The sequence below is a fragment of the Mycolicibacterium rutilum genome (assembly GCF_900108565.1).
GTDB classification, from domain to species: domain Bacteria; phylum Actinomycetota; class Actinomycetes; order Mycobacteriales; family Mycobacteriaceae; genus Mycobacterium; species Mycobacterium rutilum.
The window spans coordinates 2,045,426-2,065,090 of sequence record NZ_LT629971.1 but is presented as its reverse complement, the minus strand read 5'-3'; the positions used below and the strand labels follow the sequence as shown (position 1 = coordinate 2,065,090).

Annotated in this window: 15 protein-coding genes; 8 read left to right on the top strand and 7 right to left on the bottom strand. The window is 68.5% G+C overall.

The features are described from left to right. Window positions 1-14: 14 nt before the first annotated feature. The gene (locus tag BLW81_RS29600; protein WP_173839598.1) at window positions 15-182 is read right to left on the bottom strand and encodes a hypothetical protein; all 168 of its coding nucleotides are present in this window, start codon (window positions 180-182) and stop codon (window positions 15-17) included. A 130-nt stretch (window positions 183-312) separates the two neighbouring features. On the opposite strand from BLW81_RS29600, the gene BLW81_RS10025 reads away from it, so the two are divergent. Both BLW81_RS10025 and BLW81_RS10020 read left to right on the top strand, forming a co-directional pair. Beyond that, entirely contained in the window at window positions 313-1,089 is a 777-nt protein-coding gene (locus tag BLW81_RS10025; protein ID WP_083407029.1) for an alpha/beta fold hydrolase, read from the top strand. Next, the gene (locus BLW81_RS10020) at window positions 1,089-1,343 is read left to right on the top strand and encodes a fibronectin-binding protein (protein ID WP_157897646.1); all 255 of its coding nucleotides are present in this window, start codon (window positions 1,089-1,091) and stop codon (window positions 1,341-1,343) included. Before BLW81_RS10025 ends, BLW81_RS10020 begins: the two co-directional genes overlap by 1 nt. Window positions 1,344-1,353: 10 nt before the next feature. Here the strand turns inward: BLW81_RS10020 and hsaB are convergent, their stop codons facing one another. The 4 genes from hsaB to hsaA are packed head-to-tail and all read right to left on the bottom strand — an operon-like array spanning window position 1,354 to window position 4,904. Continuing rightward, window positions 1,354-1,920, bottom strand: coding sequence for a 3-hydroxy-9,10-secoandrosta-1,3,5(10)-triene-9,17-dione monooxygenase reductase subunit (hsaB, locus tag BLW81_RS10015; protein WP_083407027.1), 567 nt, complete (start codon window positions 1,918-1,920; stop codon window positions 1,354-1,356). Beyond that, complete coding sequence (gene hsaC, locus BLW81_RS10010; RefSeq protein ID WP_083407026.1) at window positions 1,921-2,820, bottom strand: iron-dependent extradiol dioxygenase HsaC; 900 nt, start codon at window positions 2,818-2,820, stop codon at window positions 1,921-1,923. Next, window positions 2,817-3,707: a 4,5:9,10-diseco-3-hydroxy-5,9,17-trioxoandrosta-1(10),2-diene-4-oate hydrolase gene (gene hsaD / locus BLW81_RS10005; protein ID WP_083407025.1), complete on the bottom strand. Its 891-nt coding sequence runs from the start codon at window positions 3,705-3,707 to the stop codon at window positions 2,817-2,819. The genes hsaC and hsaD overlap by 4 nt, the downstream gene beginning before the upstream one ends. A gap of 12 nt (window positions 3,708-3,719) precedes the next feature. Further along, on the bottom strand, window positions 3,720-4,904 hold the full coding sequence (gene hsaA, locus BLW81_RS10000; protein ID WP_083407024.1) for a 3-hydroxy-9,10-secoandrosta-1,3,5(10)-triene-9,17-dione monooxygenase oxygenase subunit: 1,185 nt from the start codon (window positions 4,902-4,904) through the stop codon (window positions 3,720-3,722). A gap of 194 nt (window positions 4,905-5,098) precedes the next feature. Between hsaA and BLW81_RS09995 the strand changes: the two genes are divergently transcribed. From BLW81_RS09995 to BLW81_RS09985, 3 genes are all read left to right on the top strand, one after another. Next, window positions 5,099-6,157: a ferredoxin--NADP reductase gene (locus BLW81_RS09995; RefSeq protein ID WP_083407023.1), complete on the top strand. Its 1,059-nt coding sequence runs from the start codon at window positions 5,099-5,101 to the stop codon at window positions 6,155-6,157. 46 nt (window positions 6,158-6,203) lie between these two features. Then, on the top strand, window positions 6,204-6,752 hold the full coding sequence (locus BLW81_RS09990; protein WP_083407022.1) for a hypothetical protein: 549 nt from the start codon (window positions 6,204-6,206) through the stop codon (window positions 6,750-6,752). A 311-nt stretch (window positions 6,753-7,063) separates the two neighbouring features. After that, window positions 7,064-13,876, top strand: a complete 6,813-nt coding sequence (locus BLW81_RS09985; RefSeq protein WP_083407021.1) for a cadherin-like domain-containing protein — start codon at window positions 7,064-7,066, stop codon at window positions 13,874-13,876. A 3-nt stretch (window positions 13,877-13,879) separates the two neighbouring features. Here BLW81_RS09985 and BLW81_RS09980 read toward each other — a convergent pair whose 3' ends face one another. Further along, window positions 13,880-15,997 carry an acyl-CoA dehydrogenase family protein gene (locus tag BLW81_RS09980; protein ID WP_083407020.1) on the bottom strand — a complete coding sequence of 706 codons (2,118 nt, stop codon included), beginning with the start codon at window positions 15,995-15,997 and terminating at the stop codon, window positions 13,880-13,882. Between the two features lie 198 nt (window positions 15,998-16,195). Between BLW81_RS09980 and kstR the strand changes: the two genes are divergently transcribed. The 3 genes from kstR to BLW81_RS09965 are packed head-to-tail and all read left to right on the top strand — an operon-like array spanning window position 16,196 to window position 18,539. Then, complete coding sequence (gene kstR, locus BLW81_RS09975; RefSeq protein ID WP_083407019.1) at window positions 16,196-16,873, top strand: cholesterol catabolism transcriptional regulator KstR; 678 nt, start codon at window positions 16,196-16,198, stop codon at window positions 16,871-16,873. A 2-nt stretch (window positions 16,874-16,875) separates the two neighbouring features. Next, on the top strand, window positions 16,876-17,622 hold the full coding sequence (otsB, locus tag BLW81_RS09970; RefSeq protein WP_083407018.1) for a trehalose-phosphatase: 747 nt from the start codon (window positions 16,876-16,878) through the stop codon (window positions 17,620-17,622). After that, complete coding sequence (locus BLW81_RS09965; protein WP_083407017.1) at window positions 17,619-18,539, top strand: aminoglycoside phosphotransferase/kinase family protein; 921 nt, start codon at window positions 17,619-17,621, stop codon at window positions 18,537-18,539. Before otsB ends, BLW81_RS09965 begins: the two co-directional genes overlap by 4 nt. A gap of 1 nt (window position 18,540) precedes the next feature. Here the strand turns inward: BLW81_RS09965 and BLW81_RS09960 are convergent, their stop codons facing one another. Next, window positions 18,541-19,641 (bottom strand): Rv3575c family transcriptional regulator, encoded by a 1,101-nt coding sequence (locus BLW81_RS09960; protein ID WP_083407016.1) that lies wholly within the window; start codon window positions 19,639-19,641, stop codon window positions 18,541-18,543. Window positions 19,642-19,665 lie beyond the last annotated feature (24 nt).

Genomic DNA, 19,665 nt, shown 5'->3' with positions numbered 1-19,665 from the left:
TGTGTCGCGTTCGCTCAGCGGCTCTGGCGCACCGTGGTGTCGACCTGCGGGACGGTCACCGTGGGGTGAACCCGGTCCAGCCAGTCGTGGTGGTCAACGCCCGCCTGCGCCGGGCTAGCCAGGGCGATCATGGGGGCGGTCAGGGCGCTGGCGATGATGGCGGCGATTCCGAACTTCTTCATTTTCCTGTCCTCTTCTGCTGTCTTGCCGGTGGTTCTTCGCGCCGGTCTGACTGTCTAAACCGGCAGGTCAGCGTATTAATTCCACTGGCAGAAATTGATCGGCGGTTGGCAGGAATGGCACAGTCGTCGCATGCCGTTCATCGAGCTCCCGAAGGGTCGCGCCTACTACCGGCACTGGCCCGCCGCCGAACCGCGGGCCGCCGTGGTGTTCCTGCACGGCTTCGGTGAGCACACCGGCGTCTACCACCGCTACGGCTTCACCCTCAACGCCGCCGGGATCGACCTGTGGGCGGTCGACCAGTTCGGCCACGGGCTCAGCCCCGGCACACGCGGCGACTTCGGCTCGATCGAGGACAGCTCCGCGCTGGCCGAGGCGCTCACTGACCTGGCCGGCCGGCACGGGGAGCTTCCGCTGATCGCCCAGGGGCACTCGTTCGGCTCGATCGTCACGCTGGTGCGACTGTTGGAGCAGCCGGACCGCTACCGCGCCGGCGTCATCTCCGGAGCTCCGCTGGTGCCGATCCCGGCCATGCTCGACAACGACACCTCACTCGAACTCGACCCGGGCTGGCTGTCCGACGACCCGTTCTACCTCGACCTGATGGCCAACGACCCGTTGGCGTTCGTCGACGCCGACGGCGCCGCGCTGACCCGTGAACTCGACCGGGCCTGGGACCGGTTCGGCTTCGACCTGCCGAAACTGACCGTGCCGACGCTGGCCGTACACGGGAGCGCCGATCCGATCGCGCAGATCGGCGCGGTGCGCGCCTATGCCGAGCAGATCGACGCGCTCGAGCTCTACGAGGTGCCCGGCGGCAGGCACGACATCCTCAACGATTCGCCCCACCGCGAGGTGGCCGCCGCGATCATCGACTTCGTACAAGGCAAGGCACTAGGGTCGGCGTGATGGTGAAGCGGTTCTTGGGTGCGGCGCTCGTCGCGTGCGGTGCGACGCTGTTCGCGGCGGTTCCGGCGGGCGCACAGCCCGGCGGCCCCCCGTCCTGCGAGCTGGCGCTGGCTTTCCTGTGCCGATACATCCCGATGGCACCCGAACTCGACCACAACATCGACCTGACCGAGCAACAGCCGGTCGATCCGAATGCCCCGCTGCCGGAGAGCTTGCCGCCGGTCGACCCGTGCGCGGCGGTGGGCTGCATCTAACGCGCCGGCGTCACAGCCAGGTGTCGTCGGTGGTGGCGGTGAGGAACGCCTCGAGATCGTCGCGCCAGTGCGCGGGAGTGTTCTTGTCCGGCTCGATGCCGGTGTACTGGCCGCGGTAGAACAGCAGCGGCCGAGGCTTACGGTGTGGCACGTCCGACAGCGAATGCACCGCGCCGAACACGACGAAGTGGTCGCCGCCGTCGTGCACCGAATGCACCGAACAGTCGATGTGGGCGAGCGAGCCCTCGATGACCGGCGAGCCCAGTTTCGATGCATGCCAGGGGATTCCGGCGAACTTGTCGGGTTCGCGTGAGCCGAACCGGGCCGAAACGTCCTGCTGCTTCTCGTGGAGCACGTTGACGCAGAAGTGTCCGCTCGCCTCGATCGCCTGCCAGGACCGCGACATCTTCGTCGGGCAGAACAGCACCAGCGGCGGGTCCAGTGACAGCGCGGCAAACGACTGGCAGGCGAACCCGACCGGAGCGTCGTCGTGCATCGTGGTGATCACCGTGATGCCGGTACAGAACTGTCCCAGCACACTGCGGAAGGTGCGCGGGTCGATGGGTTCGGCAGACACCTACTTGAAGCCCACGCTGAAGTCGTGGCCCCACAGGCTGACCGCCGTGCTCTCCCGCGCGACCCAGTCGTCGTCTTCGACCTGCAGTCCCTCGCAACCGAATTCGACGTCGAAACCGCCCGGCGTCTTCATGTAGAACGACAGCATCTTGTCGTTGACGTGGCGGCCCAGCGTCGCCGACATCGGCACCTTGCGGCGCAGGGCGCGGTCCAGGCACAACCCGACGTCGTCTGCTTCACCGACCTCGACCATCAGGTGCACGATCCCGCTCGGCGTCTCACCGGGCATGAACGCCAGGCTGTGGTGACGCGGGTTCACCCCGAGGAAGCGCAGCCAGGCCGGCGCACCGTCGGCGGGTCGGCCCACCAATTGCGGCGGCAACCGCATCGAGTCGCGTAGGTAGAAGCCGAGCACGTCGCGGTAGAAGTGCAGGGTTTCGGCGTCGTCGCGGGTGGTCAGCACCACGTGGCCCAGGCCCTGTTCCTCGGTGACGAACTTGTGGCCGTAGGGGCTCACGACGCGGCGATGCTCGAGCGCGACGCCGTGGAACACCTCCAGCGTGTTGCCCGACGGGTCATCGAACCGGATCATCTCGTCGACGCGACGCTCGGCCAGTTCGGCAGCCGACGCCTCCTTGTACGGCACCCCTTCGATGTCGAGCCGGTTGCGGATGTCCTGCAGCTCGGCGGCATTGGCCGTCTCCCAGCCGGACTGCAGCAGCCGGTCGTGTTCACCGGGCACGATCACCAGGCGCGCCGGGAACTCGTCCATGCGCAGATACAGGGCGCCGTCGGTCTGCCCCGACCCCTCGACCATGCCGAGCACCTTGAGGCCGTACTCGCGCCAGGCGGCGACGTCGGTGGCTTCGATCCGAAGGTAGCCAAGGGATTTGATGCTCATCGCGAGCCTCCCAGGAAATCGATGGTGAGCTTGTTGAACTCGTCGAACTTCTCCAACTGGGCCCAGTGCCCACACTGCCCGAAGACGTGCAACTGCACCCGGGGGATCTGCTTGAGCGCGACCAGCGCACCGTCCAACGGGTTGACCCGGTCCTCGCGGCCCCAGATCAGCAGCACCGGCTGGCGCAGCTTGTACACCTCGCGCCACATCATGCCGAGTTCGAAGTCCGCGCCGGCGAATGACTTGCCCATCGCCTTCGCGGCGGCCAACGACTCGGGCTGGCTGGCGATCGCGAAGCGCTCGTCGATCAGCTCCTCGGTGATCAGGCTCTGGTCGTAAACCATGATCCGCAGGAACTTCTCGATGTTCTCGCGGGTCGGCTCGCCGGTGAACTTCCCGAGCAGCTTGACGCCCTCGGTCGGGTCCGGCGAGAACAGGTTCACCGACAGCCCGCCCGGGCCCATCAGCACGAGCCGGCCCGCCCGCTTCGGGTTGTCCAGCGCGAACCGCACGGCGGTTCCGCCACCGAGTGAATTGCCCACCAGCGCAGCGCGTTCGATGCCCAGATGGTCGAACAGGTTGAGCAGCGCCGTCGCGCTGTAGCGGTTGTACTGCTCGTGCTCGGTGTGCTTGTCCGAATGGCCGTAGCCCGGCTGGTCGACCGCGATGACGTGAAAACGCTGCGCCAGCACCGCGATGTTCTTCGAAAAGTTCGACCAGCTCGACGCACCCGGACCGCCACCGTGCAGCAGCACCACGGTCTCGGCGTGCCCGACGCCCGCCTCGTGGTAGTGCAGCCGCATGTCCTCGCGGACCTGCGCGTAACGCGAGGTCGACTCGAAGGTGATCTCGACCTGTTGCTCGGTTTCCTGGATGTAAGAGGTCATCGGGCCTTCCGGTTAAACCATCGTGTCCTGCGGCGGCAGCCCGAACTCGTTGTTGCCGAAGATCAGGTAGGCCCGCTCAGGATCGTTGGCGGCGTGCACCCGCCCGGCGTGCGCGTCACGCCAGAAGCGCTGCACCGGAGCGTCGTTGTTCAACGCGGTGGCACCGGAGGCCTCGAACAGCCGGTCGATCGAGGCGATCGCGCGGCCGGTCGCCCGGACCTGGTCGCGGCGGGCGCGGGCGCGCAGCTCGAACGGGATCTCCTGACCCGCCTGCAGCAGCGCGTACTCGTCGCCGACGTTGCCGATCAGCTGACGCCACGCGGCGTCGATGTCGCTGGCCGCCTCGGCGATGCGGATCTTGGCGAACGGGTCGTCCTTGGCCTTCTCACCGGCGAACGCGGCACGCACCCGCTTGCCCTGGTGTTCGACGTGGGCGTCGTAGGCGCCGTAGGCCATTCCGACGATCGGTGCCGAGATGGTCGTGGGATGCACTGTGCCCCACGGCATCTTGTACACCGCAGCGGTGTTGTTCTGCAGGCCACCCGCGGTCCGGTCGTTCATCGCCTTGTACGACAGGAAGCGGTGCCGCGGCACGAACACGTCCTTGACCTTCAGGGTGTTGCTGCCGGTGCCCTTGAGCCCGACCACATGCCAGACGTCGTCGATGTCGTACTCGGTGCGCGGGATCAGGAAGCTGCCGAAGTCGACCGGCTTGCCGTCCTTGATCACCGGACCGCCGACGAAGGTCCACGTCGCGTGGTCACATCCGGACGACCAGTTCCACGAGCCGTTGACGATGTAGCCGCCGTCGACGACGGTGCCTGCGCCCATCGGCGCGTAGCTCGACGAGATCCGCACCGAGGGATCCTCGCCCCACACCTCTTCCTGCGCCTGCTGGTCGAACAGGGCGAGGTGCCAGTTGTGCACGCCGATGATCGAGCTGACCCAGCCGGTCGATCCGCACGCGCTGGCGAGGCGGCGCACCGCTTCGTAGAACAGCGTGGGGTCGCACTGCAGGCCGCCCCACTGCTCGGGTTGCAGCAGCTTGAAGAAGCCGACCTCGTTGAGTTCGCTGACGGTCTCGTCGGGCAGCCGGCGCAGATCTTCGGTCGCCTGGGCGCGCTTGGCGATCAGCGGCAGCAGATCGTCGATGCCGGCTAGGACCGACTGCGCGTCACGCTGTTCAATGGACGTCACTGTTTTGCCTTCCGGGAGAACGGACCGAGCGATGAGCGCTTGCGCGATGCGCAGATCGCTTGGTGAGAGATTAGAACACGTTACGATTCGTGTCGAGCAGCGCGTTCCTGCAGCGGCTGGACCTGCAGACATGCATTTCTGTAACCTGTTCTAATTCTCGGCTTTGAAGCTGCACACGAAGGGTAGACGCCACAGTGACCGACGAGCCGCTCGGCAGCCACGTCCTCGAGCTGGAACTTGCCGAGGTCATCACCGAAACCGACGACGCCCGGTCGCTGGTGTTCACGGTGCCCGCCGGTGCGGAGATCCCGGCCGAGCGGCTGCGCTATGCGCCCGGTCAGTTCCTGACGCTGCGGGTGCCCAGCGACCGCACCGGCTCGGTGGCGCGCTGCTACTCGCTGTGCAGTTCCCCGTTCACCGACGACCCGCTCACCGTCACCGTCAAACGCACCGCCGACGGCTACGCGTCGAACTGGCTGTGCGACAACGCCCACGCCGGCATGCGGGTCCACGTGCTCGCACCGTCTGGCACGTTCGTGCCCAAAACCCTCGACACCGACTTCCTGCTGCTGGCCGCCGGATCGGGGATCACGCCGATGATGTCGATCTGCAAGTCGGCGCTGGCCGAAGGCAACGGCAAGGTGGTGCTGGTCTACGCCAACCAGGACGAGAACTCGGTGATCTTCGGCGCGGCGCTGCGCGAGTTGGCCGCCAAGTACCCCGACCGGCTCACCGTCGTGCACTGGCTGGTGTCGGTTCAAGGGCTGCCCGGCCCCGCGGCGCTGGCGGGGCTCGCGGCGCCGTACGCCGGCCACGACGCCTACATCTGCGGTCCGGGTCCGTTCATGGCGGCCGCCGAGGAGGCGCTCAAGGGCGCGGGGGTGCCGGCCGACCGACTGCACATCGAGGTGTTCAAGTCGCTGGACTCCGATCCGTTCGCCGCCGTGGTGATCGAGGAGGACGACAGCGACGAGGGCCCGGCCACCGCGATCGTCACGCTCGACGGCGAGCGGCACGAGGTGCGCTGGCCCCGCAACGCCAAGCTGCTCGACGTGCTGCTCGACAAGGGCCTCGACGCGCCGTTCTCCTGCCGTGAGGGGCACTGCGGCGCCTGCGCAGTCCTCAAGAAGAGTGGCGACGTCGACATGGCCATCAACGACGTGCTCGAACAGTCCGATCTCGACGAGGGGCTGATCCTGGGCTGCCAGGCCACCCCGCGGTCGGATTCGGTCGAAGTCACCTACGACGAATAACGCGCGGGCTAACATTCGCCGCACGACCGGCTCAGGAAGGGAACACATGGCAAAGCGGTTGATCCGCGCCGCCGCCGCGGTCTCGGCGGTGTGGCTGACGCTGGCCCTCGCCGTCTCCCTGCCGTTGGCGACGGCCGCGGTCGACACCGCCGACTCGTCCGTCCCGGTCGACCCCGGCACCCTTCTCGAGATGCACGTCACCGCGAACTGCATTGCCGCCGAGGCGAACTGTCTGTTCAACACGACCGCCAACCTGCGTCGCGGCCCGGATGTGCTCGGCTTTCCCGGCGACCTGTGGGCTCGCCAGACCACCACGCTGCGCACCATGGACCGCAGCGTGTACCTGAACTTCCAGTTCGACGCGCCCAACACCCGGTCGTTCAAATCGCTGACCGACGTCGAGTTCGCGACGATCTACTTCGGGGGCGGGCCACCGGAGAAGTTCCAGTTCCGGGGCAACAGCTGGCCGGTCGACTCGCGCACCGGCGCGCCGCGCACCGACGTCCCACTCATCGTCTGTTCCCACATCCAGGTGGTGTACGCGGGCGTGAACATCACCTCGCCCGACGCCTGCGCGCAGGCCGCCTTCAGCTGATCCGACCCCTTTTCGAGGGACCCCGGGGGTCAAACATAGGGATTTCCCCGATTCCTCAACTCTTTGCGAACCGTACGTTGAAGGAAGCTTCAGCAAAGGCGGTGGGGGGCACGTGCAGTGCATGGGGTGCGTCGAGTGGGCAGGTATGCCCCACGAGGGGTCGGCGCACTTCGGCACCGCCGCCCATCCGCTGACCCGGTCTGCGTCTGCGCGCGACCGCTTCTCGTGACGCCATCCCGGCGTGTGACGAGCCAACCAACGCCCTGTCAGTCACGGCGTCGACTCCACGCATTCTCACGAGAGGGCCTTCAATGATTCAGCGGGCAAAGCACGGCAGGCACCGCGCACAGGCGACCAAGATGATCGGCGCGGGCACGTACGCCCGCTACGTCGGCCGCGTCGGTGCGCTGGCAGTGGCACTCGGTGTGGGCACCGCGATCGGCGTGACCTCCGGGCCCGCGTGGGCGACTCCGGACGCCAACACCGCGGATACGACGGATGCACCCGCCGGCGCCAACGAGGCCGCGCCTGAACCGCAGCCGGCCGCCGAGGTCGAGCCGTCGCCCACCGCGCAGACGCCGAATGAGTCCCAGACGACCGACACGGTGAACGACGGCACCTCACCGCCCGTCACGGTCAGCGGATCAGGTGGCGCCAACACCACCGTCAACGGCGCCTCGCCTGAAGATGTCGAGCCAGCCGAAGAAGAACCGGCACCGGTTGACGAAAAGCCATCGGAGACGTTGCCGCGCAACGACGATCCGGCTCCCTCGTCGGCTGCGCCGACTCCGCCCGCGCCGACGAGCAGCGCTCCGACGCCCGACCCGACCGCCACGCCACCGACAACAGATCCGAAACCGCCGGTGTCCGAGCCGTCCCCGCCAGCATCACTCAGCGAACCGGTCGCTTCGCTCGAAAACTCCCCGAGCGTTCAGACCATCAGCGCCGCTCGCACGGTGGAGGAACCCCCGCAACCGACCACGGTCGCATCACAACTCGTCTCGCTGATCTCGCCGCTGCTGGTTCCGTCGCCAGGCACCCCCGCGGCGCCCGCACTGGTGTGGGCGGTCCTCGCGTTCGCGCGCCGCGAGCTCGAACCGACTGTCGCGGCCCCTACTGCCACACCGCAGGCACAGACCCTCACCAGCTTGAGCGTCGAACCCACCGCACGCGCCGCGGCCCCCAACCCGTTGTCCGCGCTCGGGAATTTCCTGCGCGGAATCCTGCCCGGCCTGACCAACAAACCGCCCAACGCGGCACCGCAGATCACGGCGGTCGACACCTCGACCGGCGTGGTGACCGGCCGGCTCAACGCCACCGACGCCAACGGCGACGCGATCACCTACACGGTGCGGCAGCCGGCCAGCGGCCGGGTCACGGTCAGCGAGACCGGTCAGTTCACCTTCACCCCCACCGATGCGGCGCGGCACGCCGCCAGTGCCACCGCGCGCGAGGACGTCACGTCGTTCTCGGTGACGCTGCGCGACGCCCGCGGCGGCACGCGGGTGGTGACGGTCCGCAACGTTCCCATCACCCCGAGCAACAGCGCCCCGATCAGCGGCGGTTTCGCTGTCACGCAGACGAACCCGAGCACCGGCGTGGTCAAGGGAGTCGTGTCCGCCGACGATCCCGACGACGACAGGCTGACCTACAAGGGCACCACCACCACCGCCAAGGGCAGGGTGACGGTCGCGAGCAACGGATCCTTAACCTACACCCCCACGGCCGCGGCCCGACACGCCGCGGCGTCGAGCAGCACCCCGGTGACCGACAACTTCACCGTGACCGTCACCGACGGGCACGGCGGCACGCTGGCCGTCCCCGTGACGGTCACGATCGCGTCGGCGAACAAGGCGCCGCAGGCCGGTAAAGCGACGGTGTATCAACCGAACTCGATCACCGGTGTCGTCACCGGCTCGGTGCGCGCCACTGACGCCGACCGCGACACCCTGTCCTACAGCGGGTCGACCAGCACCACCAAGGGCACGGTCGTCGTCCAGAGCAACGGCGACTTCACCTACACCCCGACGCAACCGGCCCGGCAGAACGCCGCCGCGGGCGGCGCGGCGGCCAAGGACACCTTCATGGTCACGGTCAGCGACGGACACGGCGGCACCCTGGCGGTGCCGGTCACGGTGACGATCAGTCCCAATCGGGCGCCGGTCGCCGGGACCGTCAATGCGCCGCAACCGAATCCGCTGACCGGCGTGGTGACCGGTTCCGTCACCGCCACCGATCCCGACCGTGACCCTGTGACGTACAGCGGCACCGGTGACACCCCGAAGGGCCACGTCGTCGTGTACTCGGACGGCAAGTTCACCTACACCCCCACCGATGACGCCCGCGCCGACGCACGCACCACCCCGGACACCGACATCGACACCTTCTCGGTCACTGCCACCGACGGCCGCGGCGCCACCGTCAGCATCCCGGTCAACGTCCTTGTCGCGCCGGAAGACCGCGCACCGGTCGTGACCGCTCCCACCGTGGGCAGCCCCACCACCGACGGCGTCGTCACCGGTTCGCTGGGTGTCAGCGACCCCGACGGCACCGCGCTGACCTACCAGGTGATCACCGGCCCGACCCGCGGCACGGTCCAGATCGACGCCGGCACCGGGCAGTACACCTACACCCCGACCGATGCTGCGCGACTGCAGGCGGCGCTGAGCACGGGCGTCGTCGAGACCGACACGTTCACCGTACGAGTCAGCGATGGCCTCAATGCCCCTGTCACCGTGACGGTTTCGGATATCGTGGTCGCCGAACTGGCGGTGAACAGCGTCATCGCCACGCCTGAGGTGGGCGAGGGCCCGCAGGCTGTGGTCATCAGCCCGGACGGCACCCGTGCCTATGTCGCGAACGCCGACGGTGACTCGGTCACCGTGCTGAACACCGCCGACCATTCCACCGTCGGCACAATCACGGTCGGGGATCGCCCGGTCGCGCTCGCCCTGGACTCGACCGGTTCGGTGCTCTACGTGGCCAACGCGGGTGACGGTTCGGTGGTCGCGGTCGACACCGCGTCGCTGACCGTCGGTGCACCGATCGCGATCGGCGCCGAGCCGACCGGCATCGCGGTCAGCCCCGATGGTGCGTTCGTGTTCACCACCAACACCAACGACACTCTGACGATCATCGACGTGGCAAGCGGGGAGACCACTTCGATCGAGGTCGATCCACTGGGAATCGCCACGAGTGCCGACGGCCGGTTCGTCTATCTCGCGAACGCCGACGAGAGCGCGCTGACGATCATCGACCGCCAGACCGGCGATCAGGTCGACGTCGTCGTCGGCGATACGCCTTCCGGGGTCGTGGTGAGCCCGACCGGTGACCGTGTGTATGTCACGGTCAGTGGTGATGACCGGGTGGCGGTCGTCGATCTGAGCGACGGCAACAGCGTGACCTACATCGATGTCGGTGACGATCCCCGCGGCATCGACATCACCGGCGACGGACGACTTTACGTCGCGAACTACGGCTCCGACAACGTCGCGGTCGTCAACACCGCGACCGGGACGGTCACCTTCGTCGCTGTCGGCAACGGCCCGACGGACGTCGCGATCAACGCCGACGGCACCCAGGCGACGGTCACCAACAGCCTGGACAACACCGTCACGGTCATCGTGCTCACCGGCAACGCGGCACCGGATGTGGTGTACACCGTCGGGGGCGCGGACATCGCCGACGGCGCGACGGTGGTCGACTTCGATGCGACCGATCCCGACGGCGACGTCGTCTCCTACAGCGTCACAACGAATCCCGTGCACGGCACGGTGACCAACAACGGTGACGGCACGTTCACCTATACGCCGACCGCGCAGGCGCGCCACGACGCCGCGTTCGGTACCGGTTCGCTGACCGACACGTTCGTCGTCGCCGTCGACGACAACCGCGGGCAGATCGTGCCGGTCACAGTGACCGTCGCCATCGATGCGTTCAACGCGGCGCCGGTCACCGCCGACGACTTCTACACCGTCGACGAGGACGGGTCGATCATCGTGAGCCCGTTGGCCAACGACAGCGACCCCGACGGCGACGTCCTGACCTACATCGGCTACAACGACCCGCCCAACGGGACCCTGGTCCCGCTCGGCGACGGCAGATTCCTCTACACCCCGAACGCGAACTTCTCCGGGCTGGACGGGTTCGCCTATCAACCCACCGACGGCCTCGCCTCCGGCGAGATGAGGCTCGTGTACATCACCGTCGCACCCGTCGACGACGCGCCGGTAGCTGTCGCAGACGCTGTCGAGGTCGCCAGCAACGACTCGGTTACGTTCAGTCCCCTGGACAACGACCTCGACGTCGACGGTGATCCGCTGACCATCGTCTCGACCACCATGCCCTTCAACGGGACTGTCACGTACAGCCCTGACGGCACCATGACCTACGTGCCGGATACGAATTACGTTGGCACGGACACGTTTACGTATGTGATATCCGATGGGACGTCGCAGACCGTGGGCACGGTCACGATCAACGTCATTCGGGTCAACGAGGCGCCGTCGATCAACCCCGTCACGAGTGCGCCTGTCAACGGCGTCGTCAACATCGATCTGCAAGCCGCAGACCCGGACGGCGACGAACTCACTTACACCGTCGCCGGTTTGCCGAGCAAGGGCACCGTCTCACCGCTCGGAAACGGCGTATTCGTCTATACCCCGACGGCGGCCGCTCGGTCGGCCGCAGCGGCCACCAGTGGAGTCGACACCGACACCTTCCTCGTGACGGTCGAGGACGGGCAGGGCGGAATCACCCAGGCCTACGTCACCGTCGAGGTCGCCCCGACCCGTGTCGTGGCCGAGACCGACATCGTCGGCACCGTCCGGGGCGCCCCGGCGGTGTCCGAATCCGCCCACGTCTCGGTGGTGACCACCACTGTCCGGGTCGACGGGGTCGAGTTCGTCAACGTGACCGTGACCGACACGCTGACCGGACGACAGGTCGGCGAGACAGTCACCGTGCCGGGAACCGTCACATTCGGTGGTCTGACCAACGACGTCAAGCTCGGAACAGAACTCACGCCGGAAGGTACCCGAGCGATCGTCACGACGACGAACAATGTCGACACGGTGTGGGTCACTGTCATCGACACGACGACCGGTCAGCAGGTGGGCGAAACCGTCGCCGTCGCCGGCTACGCCGATCCGTACATGCAGCGACCGGCGCGGCTCAACGCCGACGGTAGTCGCGCGGTGCTGACGACCGTGGGCGCGGGCAGGACCACCACTCACGTTGTCGTGATCGACACCGAGACCGGTCAACAGCTCGGCGCCACAATCGATGTGACCGGTGCTCCGGTCGACCCGCAGGCCTACTACGATCCGAACCCGCAGCGGTTCGCGGGCGACGGGACCCGCTACGTCGTCACCTCGTACAACGGCACCGACCGCACCCTGCGCATCGTGGTGGTGAACACCGAAACCGGTGAGCAGCAGGGCGAGACCGTCGCCGTGCAGGGTTCGATGGAACGGGCGCTGTACTTCAACGCGGACCGCACCCGGTTGGCGGTGAGCGGCTACTCCTACTCCTACGATGAGTACGAAGGAGTGGGCTACGGCGTCACCAGCACGGTCCTCATCGATCCGATCAATGGCGGTCAGATCGGTGACACTGTCACACTAGGGGGAAACCCTCAGCCGGTCATCTTCTCCGCCAATGGTAATCGCGCGGTCATCTCGGCACGTCCGGGTAGCCCGCATCCGGACATCACCGCTGTCGCACTCGTCGACACCGCAACCGGCCAGCAGATCGGCACCGACATCGCTGTTCCGGGTGACACGACGATCGCGCTGACCGCCGACGGATCGCGGATAGTCTTCACCGGGTCGACGTTCACCGACACGACGGTGAAGGTGATCGACGGGGCCACCGGCGGTCAGCTGGGCGCCGACATCGTGGTAAGCGGTTGGCGCGCAGGCCCAGTCGCCCTGAGTCCGGATGGGACACGCGCGACAGTGGTCACCACACCACTCGACAGTTCCTCCGGCACCGGGACATTGCGGGTGGTCACCGTCGACACCGCCGACGGCACGCAGGTCGCCGGGGACAGTTACAACGGTCCGCAGAACATGAGCGGTATCGCGGAGGCAACAGCAGATGGCTCGGCGATAGTCGTCGTCACTCAGGACACGGTCAGCAACACGATCAGTGTCTCGATCGTCGACACTCACAGCGGAGCTTTCGTCGGCACACCCGTTGTCGTGTCGGGTCGGTGGCGTGACTCGCAGTTCAGTCAGGACGGCACCCGCGCGGTCGTCTCCACCTACGACGACGTGACCATGACATCGCATCTGGTGCTGGTCGACGTGGCGAACGGTGCTGCGCTCAACGCCGACGTCGCGCTGGCCGGCTTCCACAATGACCCTGCGGTGTTCAGCGAGGACGGTACCCGGCTGCTGTTCGAGACCACCGCCCCCGGTGCGACTTCGAGCAGGCAGTTCACCGTGCTCAACACAGCGACGGGTGCCGCGATCGTGCCAGGCACCACCCTCCCGTACGAGTCGGAGGTGCGCATGATCGGCACCGGTGACCGAATCGTCGTCGCCTACAACCAGGGCAACGCTTCGCGGCTGATGGTCCTCGACGGCCTCACCGGCAATCAGGTGGGCGCCACCGTGACGCTCAATTCGCTCGCCGGGCAGTACCCGCAGGTCGGCATCAGCGACGACGGCCGGTTCATCACGTTCACCTCGTACGTCAGTACTGCGGGCGGAACCGGGAGCGCGACCGCGTTCGTGGATGTGAACAACGGAGCGCAGATCGGTGACACCATCATCTCCGACAAATTCGCCTTCTCAGGAGGATTCGACGGCACCCGGGCGATCGTTCTGGCGAATGCGGGCAACGGCAGCTCCGTGCAACAGACCGTCGTCGACCTCACCGGCAGCCGAGGCGGCGCGGGTGGCAGCGGAGGATTGGGCGGAAACGGTGGCGCGGGCGGCAGCGGTGGAGCTGGGTCCGACGACGGCTCGTCGGGCACGGACAGCGGAGGCGACAGCTCCGGTGGCTCGGGCTCCGGCCCGCAGACGCCCGCCGGGGACGAGGACGTCCCCGAGGAGGACGACAGCGCACCCGGCGCCGGCTCGGACCCCAGAGTCCCAGAGCCCCGCACCCAGGACTGAGCGCTAGCGGGGCAGCCCGAGCAGCCTCTCGCCCGCGAGGGTGAGCAGGATCTGCTCGGTGCCGCCGGCGATCGTCAGGCACCGGGTGTTGAGGAAGTCGAACACCGTCTGGTTCTCGACGACGCCGCTGCCCTCCGACAGCTCCATGCGCAGCTCGGCGAGCGCCTGGCGGTACCGCACCCCGATCAGCTTGCGCGCGCTGGCCTGCGGGCCCGGATCCTGGCCTCCGACAGCGAGTTCGGCGATCTTCTGGTCCAGCAGCGAACCGACCTGGGCGGCCACGATCAGCGCGCCCAACTGGTCCTGGCCCGCGACGTCGAAGTCGAGTGTGGCGATCTGCTTGAGCAACTCCTCCATCGGGTTGCCCAGCGCGGTGCCCGCGGCCATCGCGACGCGTTCGTTGGCCAGCGTGGTGCGGGCCAACCGCCAGCCGTCGTTGACCTGACCGACGACCATCTCGTCGGGCACGAAGACGTCGTCGAAGAACACTTCGTTGAACAGGTTGTCGCCGGTGATCTCGCGCAGCGGCCGGATGTCGATCCCCGGCGAGGACATGTCGATCAGAAAGTACGTGATGCCCTTGTGTTTCGGCGCGTCGGCGTCGGTGCGCGCCAGGCACACCCCCCACTGCGCCTTGTGCGCCGCCGACGTCCACACCTTCTGGCCCGTCAACTTCCAACCGCCTTCGACGCGAACGGCTTTCGTCCGCAGCGCCGCCAGGTCTGAACCGGCGCCCGGCTCGGAGAACAGCTGGCACCACAGCAACTCGCCGCGCAGTGTCGCCGGCACGAACCGTTCGATCTGTTCGGGCGTGCCGTGCTCGAGGATCGTCGGCGCGGCCCACCATCCGATCACCAGGTCGGGCCGGGTGACGCCCGCGGCCGCCAGTTCCTGGTCGATCAGCAGCTGTTCGGCGGGCCCGGCGCCTCGGCCGTATGGCTTGGGCCAGTGCGGTGCCTGCAGCCCCGCGTCGGCCAGCGCCGGCTGCCGCTGCTCGACGGGCAACTTCGCGACTTCCGCGACGGCCGAGGCGATTTCGGGTCGCAGCTCGGCGACCGAACCCAGGTCGATGCCCAGCTCGCGTCGCACGCCCTGCTGCGTCAGCTCCGCCACCCGACGCAGCCAACGATTTGCGCCGCCGAGGAAACGCGCCAGACCGTAAGCGCGCCGCAGATACAGATGCGCGTCGTGTTCCCAGGTGATCCCGATCCCGCCCAGCACCTGGATGCAATCCTTGGCGTTCGCCTTGGCGGCATCGATGCCGACGGCGGCCGCGACCGCGGCGGCGATCGACAACTGAGCGTCGTCGCCCTCGGACACGGCCCGGGCCGCATCGGCGGCCGCCACCGAGGCCTGCTCCGAGCGCAGCAGCATCTCCGCACACATGTGCTTGATCGCCTGGAAGCTGCCGATCGGCTTGCCGAACTGCTCGCGCACCTTCGCGTACTCGGTGGCGGTCTGCAGCGCCCAGCGTGCCAACCCGGCGGCCTCCGCGGCCATCACCGTCGCCGCGATGTCGATGACCCGCTGCGCCGATCCGCCGACCGGCTGCGCAGGCGCGGAGTCCAGCACCACCCGGGCCAGCGGGCGGGAGAAGTCGGTCGGTTTCAGCGGCTCGACCGTCACGCCGGGCGCGGTCACGTCGACCAGGACGAAGCCCTCGCCTGCCGGCAGCACCAGCACGCCGGCCGCGTCAGCGCCGAGCACGTAGTCGGCCGTGCCCGTCACCGCGCCGTCGGCCAGCCGCAGGTCCGCGGTCAGCGCCACCCCGGCGACCCGCTCGCCGGCCGCCAGCGCGGCCAGCACGCCGGGGTCCGACACCAGCAGGGTGGCCAGTGCGGTCGTAGCGACCGGACCGGGCACCAGCGCGGCCGCGGCCTCGTCGACCATCGCGCACAGATCGTCGACGGTGCCGTCCGCCCCGCCGTGCTCCTCGGCCAGCGCGACTCCGAAGATGCCGAGCTGAGCTAACCCGTTGAACGGGCTGCGCCAGGCGTCGGGCTGCCCCTGTTCCACGTCGCGTGCGGCGGCGATGGCATTGGACGCGGCGGCCCAGTCACGGATCAGCTCGCGCACGGCAAACTGTTCGTCAGCGATGGTCCCCGGGGATGCGACCGACACCGTCCACTCCTAGCGTTTGGGTGAGAAGGCGGTGCTCCTCACTAGAACGTGTTCTAATAGTGCCAGCGATCGAGCGTCAAGTCGACCGCCGTAACAGCAGGACACATCGGTGCCGCCGCAGCCGCCGAGGTGGGAAAAAGTGGATCGGCATGCGTATCGTTTTCAGCGAGAACGCGTGATGAAGGAGCTGTCTGCCGCATGTCTGGCCCGTCCCCGGCCTCGACCAACCCGAACGCGGGTTCGGACTCCCGACCGCGTCAGGTGATGAACGTGGCCGTGCTCTCGGAGTCCGAACTCGGCTCTGAGGCCCAGCGCGAGCGCCGCAAGCGGATCCTCGACGCCACGCTGGCCATCGCCTCCAAGGGCGGCTACGAGGCCGTCCAGATGCGCGCCGTGGCCGAGCGCGCCGACGTCGCGGTCGGCACCCTCTACCGCTACTTTCCGTCGAAGGTGCACCTGCTGGTCTCCGCGCTGGGCCGCGAGTTCGAGCGCATCGACGCCAAGACCGACCGCGCCGCGCTCACCGGCGGCACGCCCTACCAGCGGCTCAACATCATGGTCGGCAAGCTCAACCGGGCGATGCAGCGCAATCCGCTGCTCACCGAGGCCATGACCCGCGCGTTCGTGTTCGCCGACGCCTCGGCGGCCGGCGAGGTCGACCACGTCGGGAAGCTGATGGATTCGATGTTCGCCCGCGCGATGAGCGACGGCGAACCCACCGAGGACCAGTACCACATCGCCCGGGTCATCTCCGATGTCTGGCTGTCGAACCTGCTGGCCTGGCTGACCAGGCGCGCATCGGCCACCGACGTCAGCAAGCGGCTCGACCTGGCCGTGCGACTGCTGATCGGGGACGGGGAGCACCCTAAGATCTAGGCGTGCTCCCGGCCGACGTTCAGCGCGCGCTCACCTCGGTCGCCGCTACGCCGCGGCTGCTGATCACCTCCGACTTCGACGGCACGCTCGCGCCGATCGTGAACAACCCGGCCGACGCGCGTCCGCTGTCCGCCGCCGCCGACGCCCTGGTCGCGCTCGCCGATCTGCCGAACACCGCGACCGCGCTGATCTCCGGCAGGGCGCTGGAGGTGTTGCGCGCGCTGTCGGGGATGCCGCCGACGGTGCACCTCGTCGGGAGCCACGGCGCGGAGTTCACGTCGGGCTTCGTCCACGAGGTGGATACCGCTCTGCTGCAACGGATCACGTCCGAACTCGAGGAGATCGCCGCCGGCAAACCGGGCGTCACCGTGGAGACCAAGCCGGCCAGCGTCGCATTGCACGTGCGCAACGCCTCACCCGCCGACGGCGAGACCGCGCTCGCGGCCGCGAAGGACGCGTCGGCCTCCTGGGGTGCACAGGCCACGGCCGGCAAGGCGGTGCTCGAGTTCGCCGTGATCCAGACCGACAAGGGCGAAGCCGTCGAGATTCTGCGCGAGCAGGAAAACGCCACGGCAGTCGTGTTTTTCGGCGACGACGTGACCGACGAGAAGGCGTTTCGCCGGCTGCGTGAAGCTGATGTCGGCGTTAAGGTCGGGCCGGGCGACACGCTGGCCGGGTACCGCGTCGACAGCCCCGAGGACGTCGCCGCCGCGCTGGAGTACCTGTTGCGGGCGCGCGCGTCGGCGTGAGCGCGCGAACCGACCGCGCGGTCGCGGCCGCCGTCGCCGCCGGCACCGATCTCGGTCTGCGCGTGGATGATCCGCGCGTGCTCTATGACGTGTTCTCGGTCATCGTGCACCTGTCCCCCGCCCCGGTCGTTGCGCGGGTGCCCACCGTCCTACCGCCGTCCTACCGCATCGACCCGCACGCCCAGACCGCGCAGCAGCGTGCGGAACTCGCGGTCACCGCCTGGCTGGCGGACCGCGGATTCCCGGTCGTCGCGCCCAGCCCGCTGCTCCCGCGCGAACCCGTTCGCCGCGACGGGTTTTCGATGACGTTTTGGCAGTTCGTCGACGAGACACCCGCGGCCGAACCGGACATCATCGCCCGCATGAGCCGGGTGGCACAGCTGCACGCCGCCCTGCGCGAGTACCGGGGCGAGCTCGGCTTCTGGGTACCGTTCGGCACCTACATCCCCGACGGCCTCGCGCAACTGCGCCACTCACCCGAACTGTTGCCGCCAGCGGATCTCGAACGCGCACAACGTGAATGGAACGTCATCTCGCCGGTGCTCACGTCCCGCGCGACCTTCGAGGCAGCGTTCCCCGGCGCCGGCGTCCAACCCATCCACGGCGACGCGCCGTACCACAACATGATCGCCACCCCCGACGGCGAGCTGTGGTCGGACTTCGAGTTGGTGACGACGGGCGCGGTGGAATCCGATCTCGCGATGACCGGTTCCGAGGCGATCGCCGCCTATGACGCGGCGGCGGTCGAATTGGGCCTGCGCCCGACCGACCCGCGGGTGCTGGCGGTCACCGAGGCGGCGGGCAGGCTCGGCGCGATCGCCGCGCTGGCGATGGCCCCCGAACTGCCGATGCTCGTCGAGGGCATCGCGCCGGTGCGCGACCTCTGGCGCGACACCGCGCCGATCACCCGGATCTGACTCAGGCGGGCGGTCCGGATGTGCGGCCGCGGACCACCTCGGTGTCGAGCACGTCGACGACCGGCAACCCCGACCGCGGCGGCTGGTGCAGCAGGCGGCCCGCGCGACGGCCCTTCTCGACGCTCGGTTGCGCGACCGTCGTCAGCCCGCGCCGCAGCGCCTCGGGCACGCCGTCGAAGCCGGTGACCGTCATCTGCCCCGGCACGTAGATGCCCCGGGCCCGCAGATAGTCCATCGCCGACAGCGCCAGCACGTCGGCCGTGCACATCAGCGCGGTCAACCGCGGATTCGCGGCGAGCGCCACCTCGGCCGCCGCGCCACCCGACGTCGGCAAATGGTCGTAACTCTCCACCACGGTCAGCGCGTCGGGACCGAGCCCGGCCGCGGTCATCGCGTCGACCACCCCGGCGATGCGTTCCCGTTGCACGTGGAAGTGCGGTGTCTGCAGCCGCTCCGGGTCGGCGACCGCGGCCCCGACATCACCGGCCGGGCGGTCCCGGCCCAGTCGCATCGTCAGCAACCCGATCTCGCGATGTCCTAGTCCCACAACGTGTTCGGCGAGCCGGCGCATCGCGTCGCGGTCGTCGATGCACACCCGCGACGCACCCGTCACGTCCATCGGCTGGTCGACCACCACCACCGGCAGGTGACGCTGCCGGACGACCGCGAGATACGGATCGTCGTCGGAGGCGGAGTACACCACGAACCCGTCCACGCCCGCTGCCAGCACGGCGGCCGTGCCGTCGTTCACGTCGCGATTGGGGCCGACGGCCACGAGCAGCAGGCCCTGACCGGCCTCCTCGCACGATTCGGCCAGCCCGGCAACGAAATCGAGCGCCGCCGGATCACTGAACGAGTAGTTCAGCGGTTCGGTGATCATCAGCCCGACCGCACCGGCCTTGCGGGTGCGCAGCGACCGCGCGACCGGGTCGGGTCCGGGGTAGCCGAGCCGCTTGGCGGTGGCCAGCACCCGCTCCCGCAGATCGGCCGACAGCTGGTCGGGCCGGTTGTAGGCGTTGGAGATCGTGGTCCGCGAGACCTTGAGCTCAGCGGCCAGTGAGGCCAGGGTGGCACGCCGTCGTGGCGTGGGACTCCTCGGCATGCTCCCGCAGCGTAGTGGACGCGC

Coding starts and splice junctions, on each gene's coding strand:
- BLW81_RS29600 (WP_173839598.1), bottom strand. CDS start 182: ATGAAGAAGTTCGGAATCGCCGCCATCATCGCCAGCGCCCTGACCGCC.
- hsaD (WP_083407025.1), bottom strand. CDS start 3,707: ATGACCTCTTACATCCAGGAAACCGAGCAACAGGTCGAGATCACCTTC.
- BLW81_RS10025 (WP_083407029.1), top strand. CDS start 313: ATGCCGTTCATCGAGCTCCCGAAGGGTCGCGCCTACTACCGGCACTGG.
- BLW81_RS09990 (WP_083407022.1), top strand. CDS start 6,204: ATGGCAAAGCGGTTGATCCGCGCCGCCGCCGCGGTCTCGGCGGTGTGG.
- BLW81_RS10020 (WP_157897646.1), top strand. CDS start 1,089: ATGGTGAAGCGGTTCTTGGGTGCGGCGCTCGTCGCGTGCGGTGCGACG.
- hsaC (WP_083407026.1), bottom strand. CDS start 2,820: ATGAGCATCAAATCCCTTGGCTACCTTCGGATCGAAGCCACCGACGTC.
- BLW81_RS09985 (WP_083407021.1), top strand. CDS start 7,064: ATGATTCAGCGGGCAAAGCACGGCAGGCACCGCGCACAGGCGACCAAG.
- kstR (WP_083407019.1), top strand. CDS start 16,196: ATGTCTGGCCCGTCCCCGGCCTCGACCAACCCGAACGCGGGTTCGGAC.
- BLW81_RS09960 (WP_083407016.1), bottom strand. CDS start 19,641: ATGCCGAGGAGTCCCACGCCACGACGGCGTGCCACCCTGGCCTCACTG.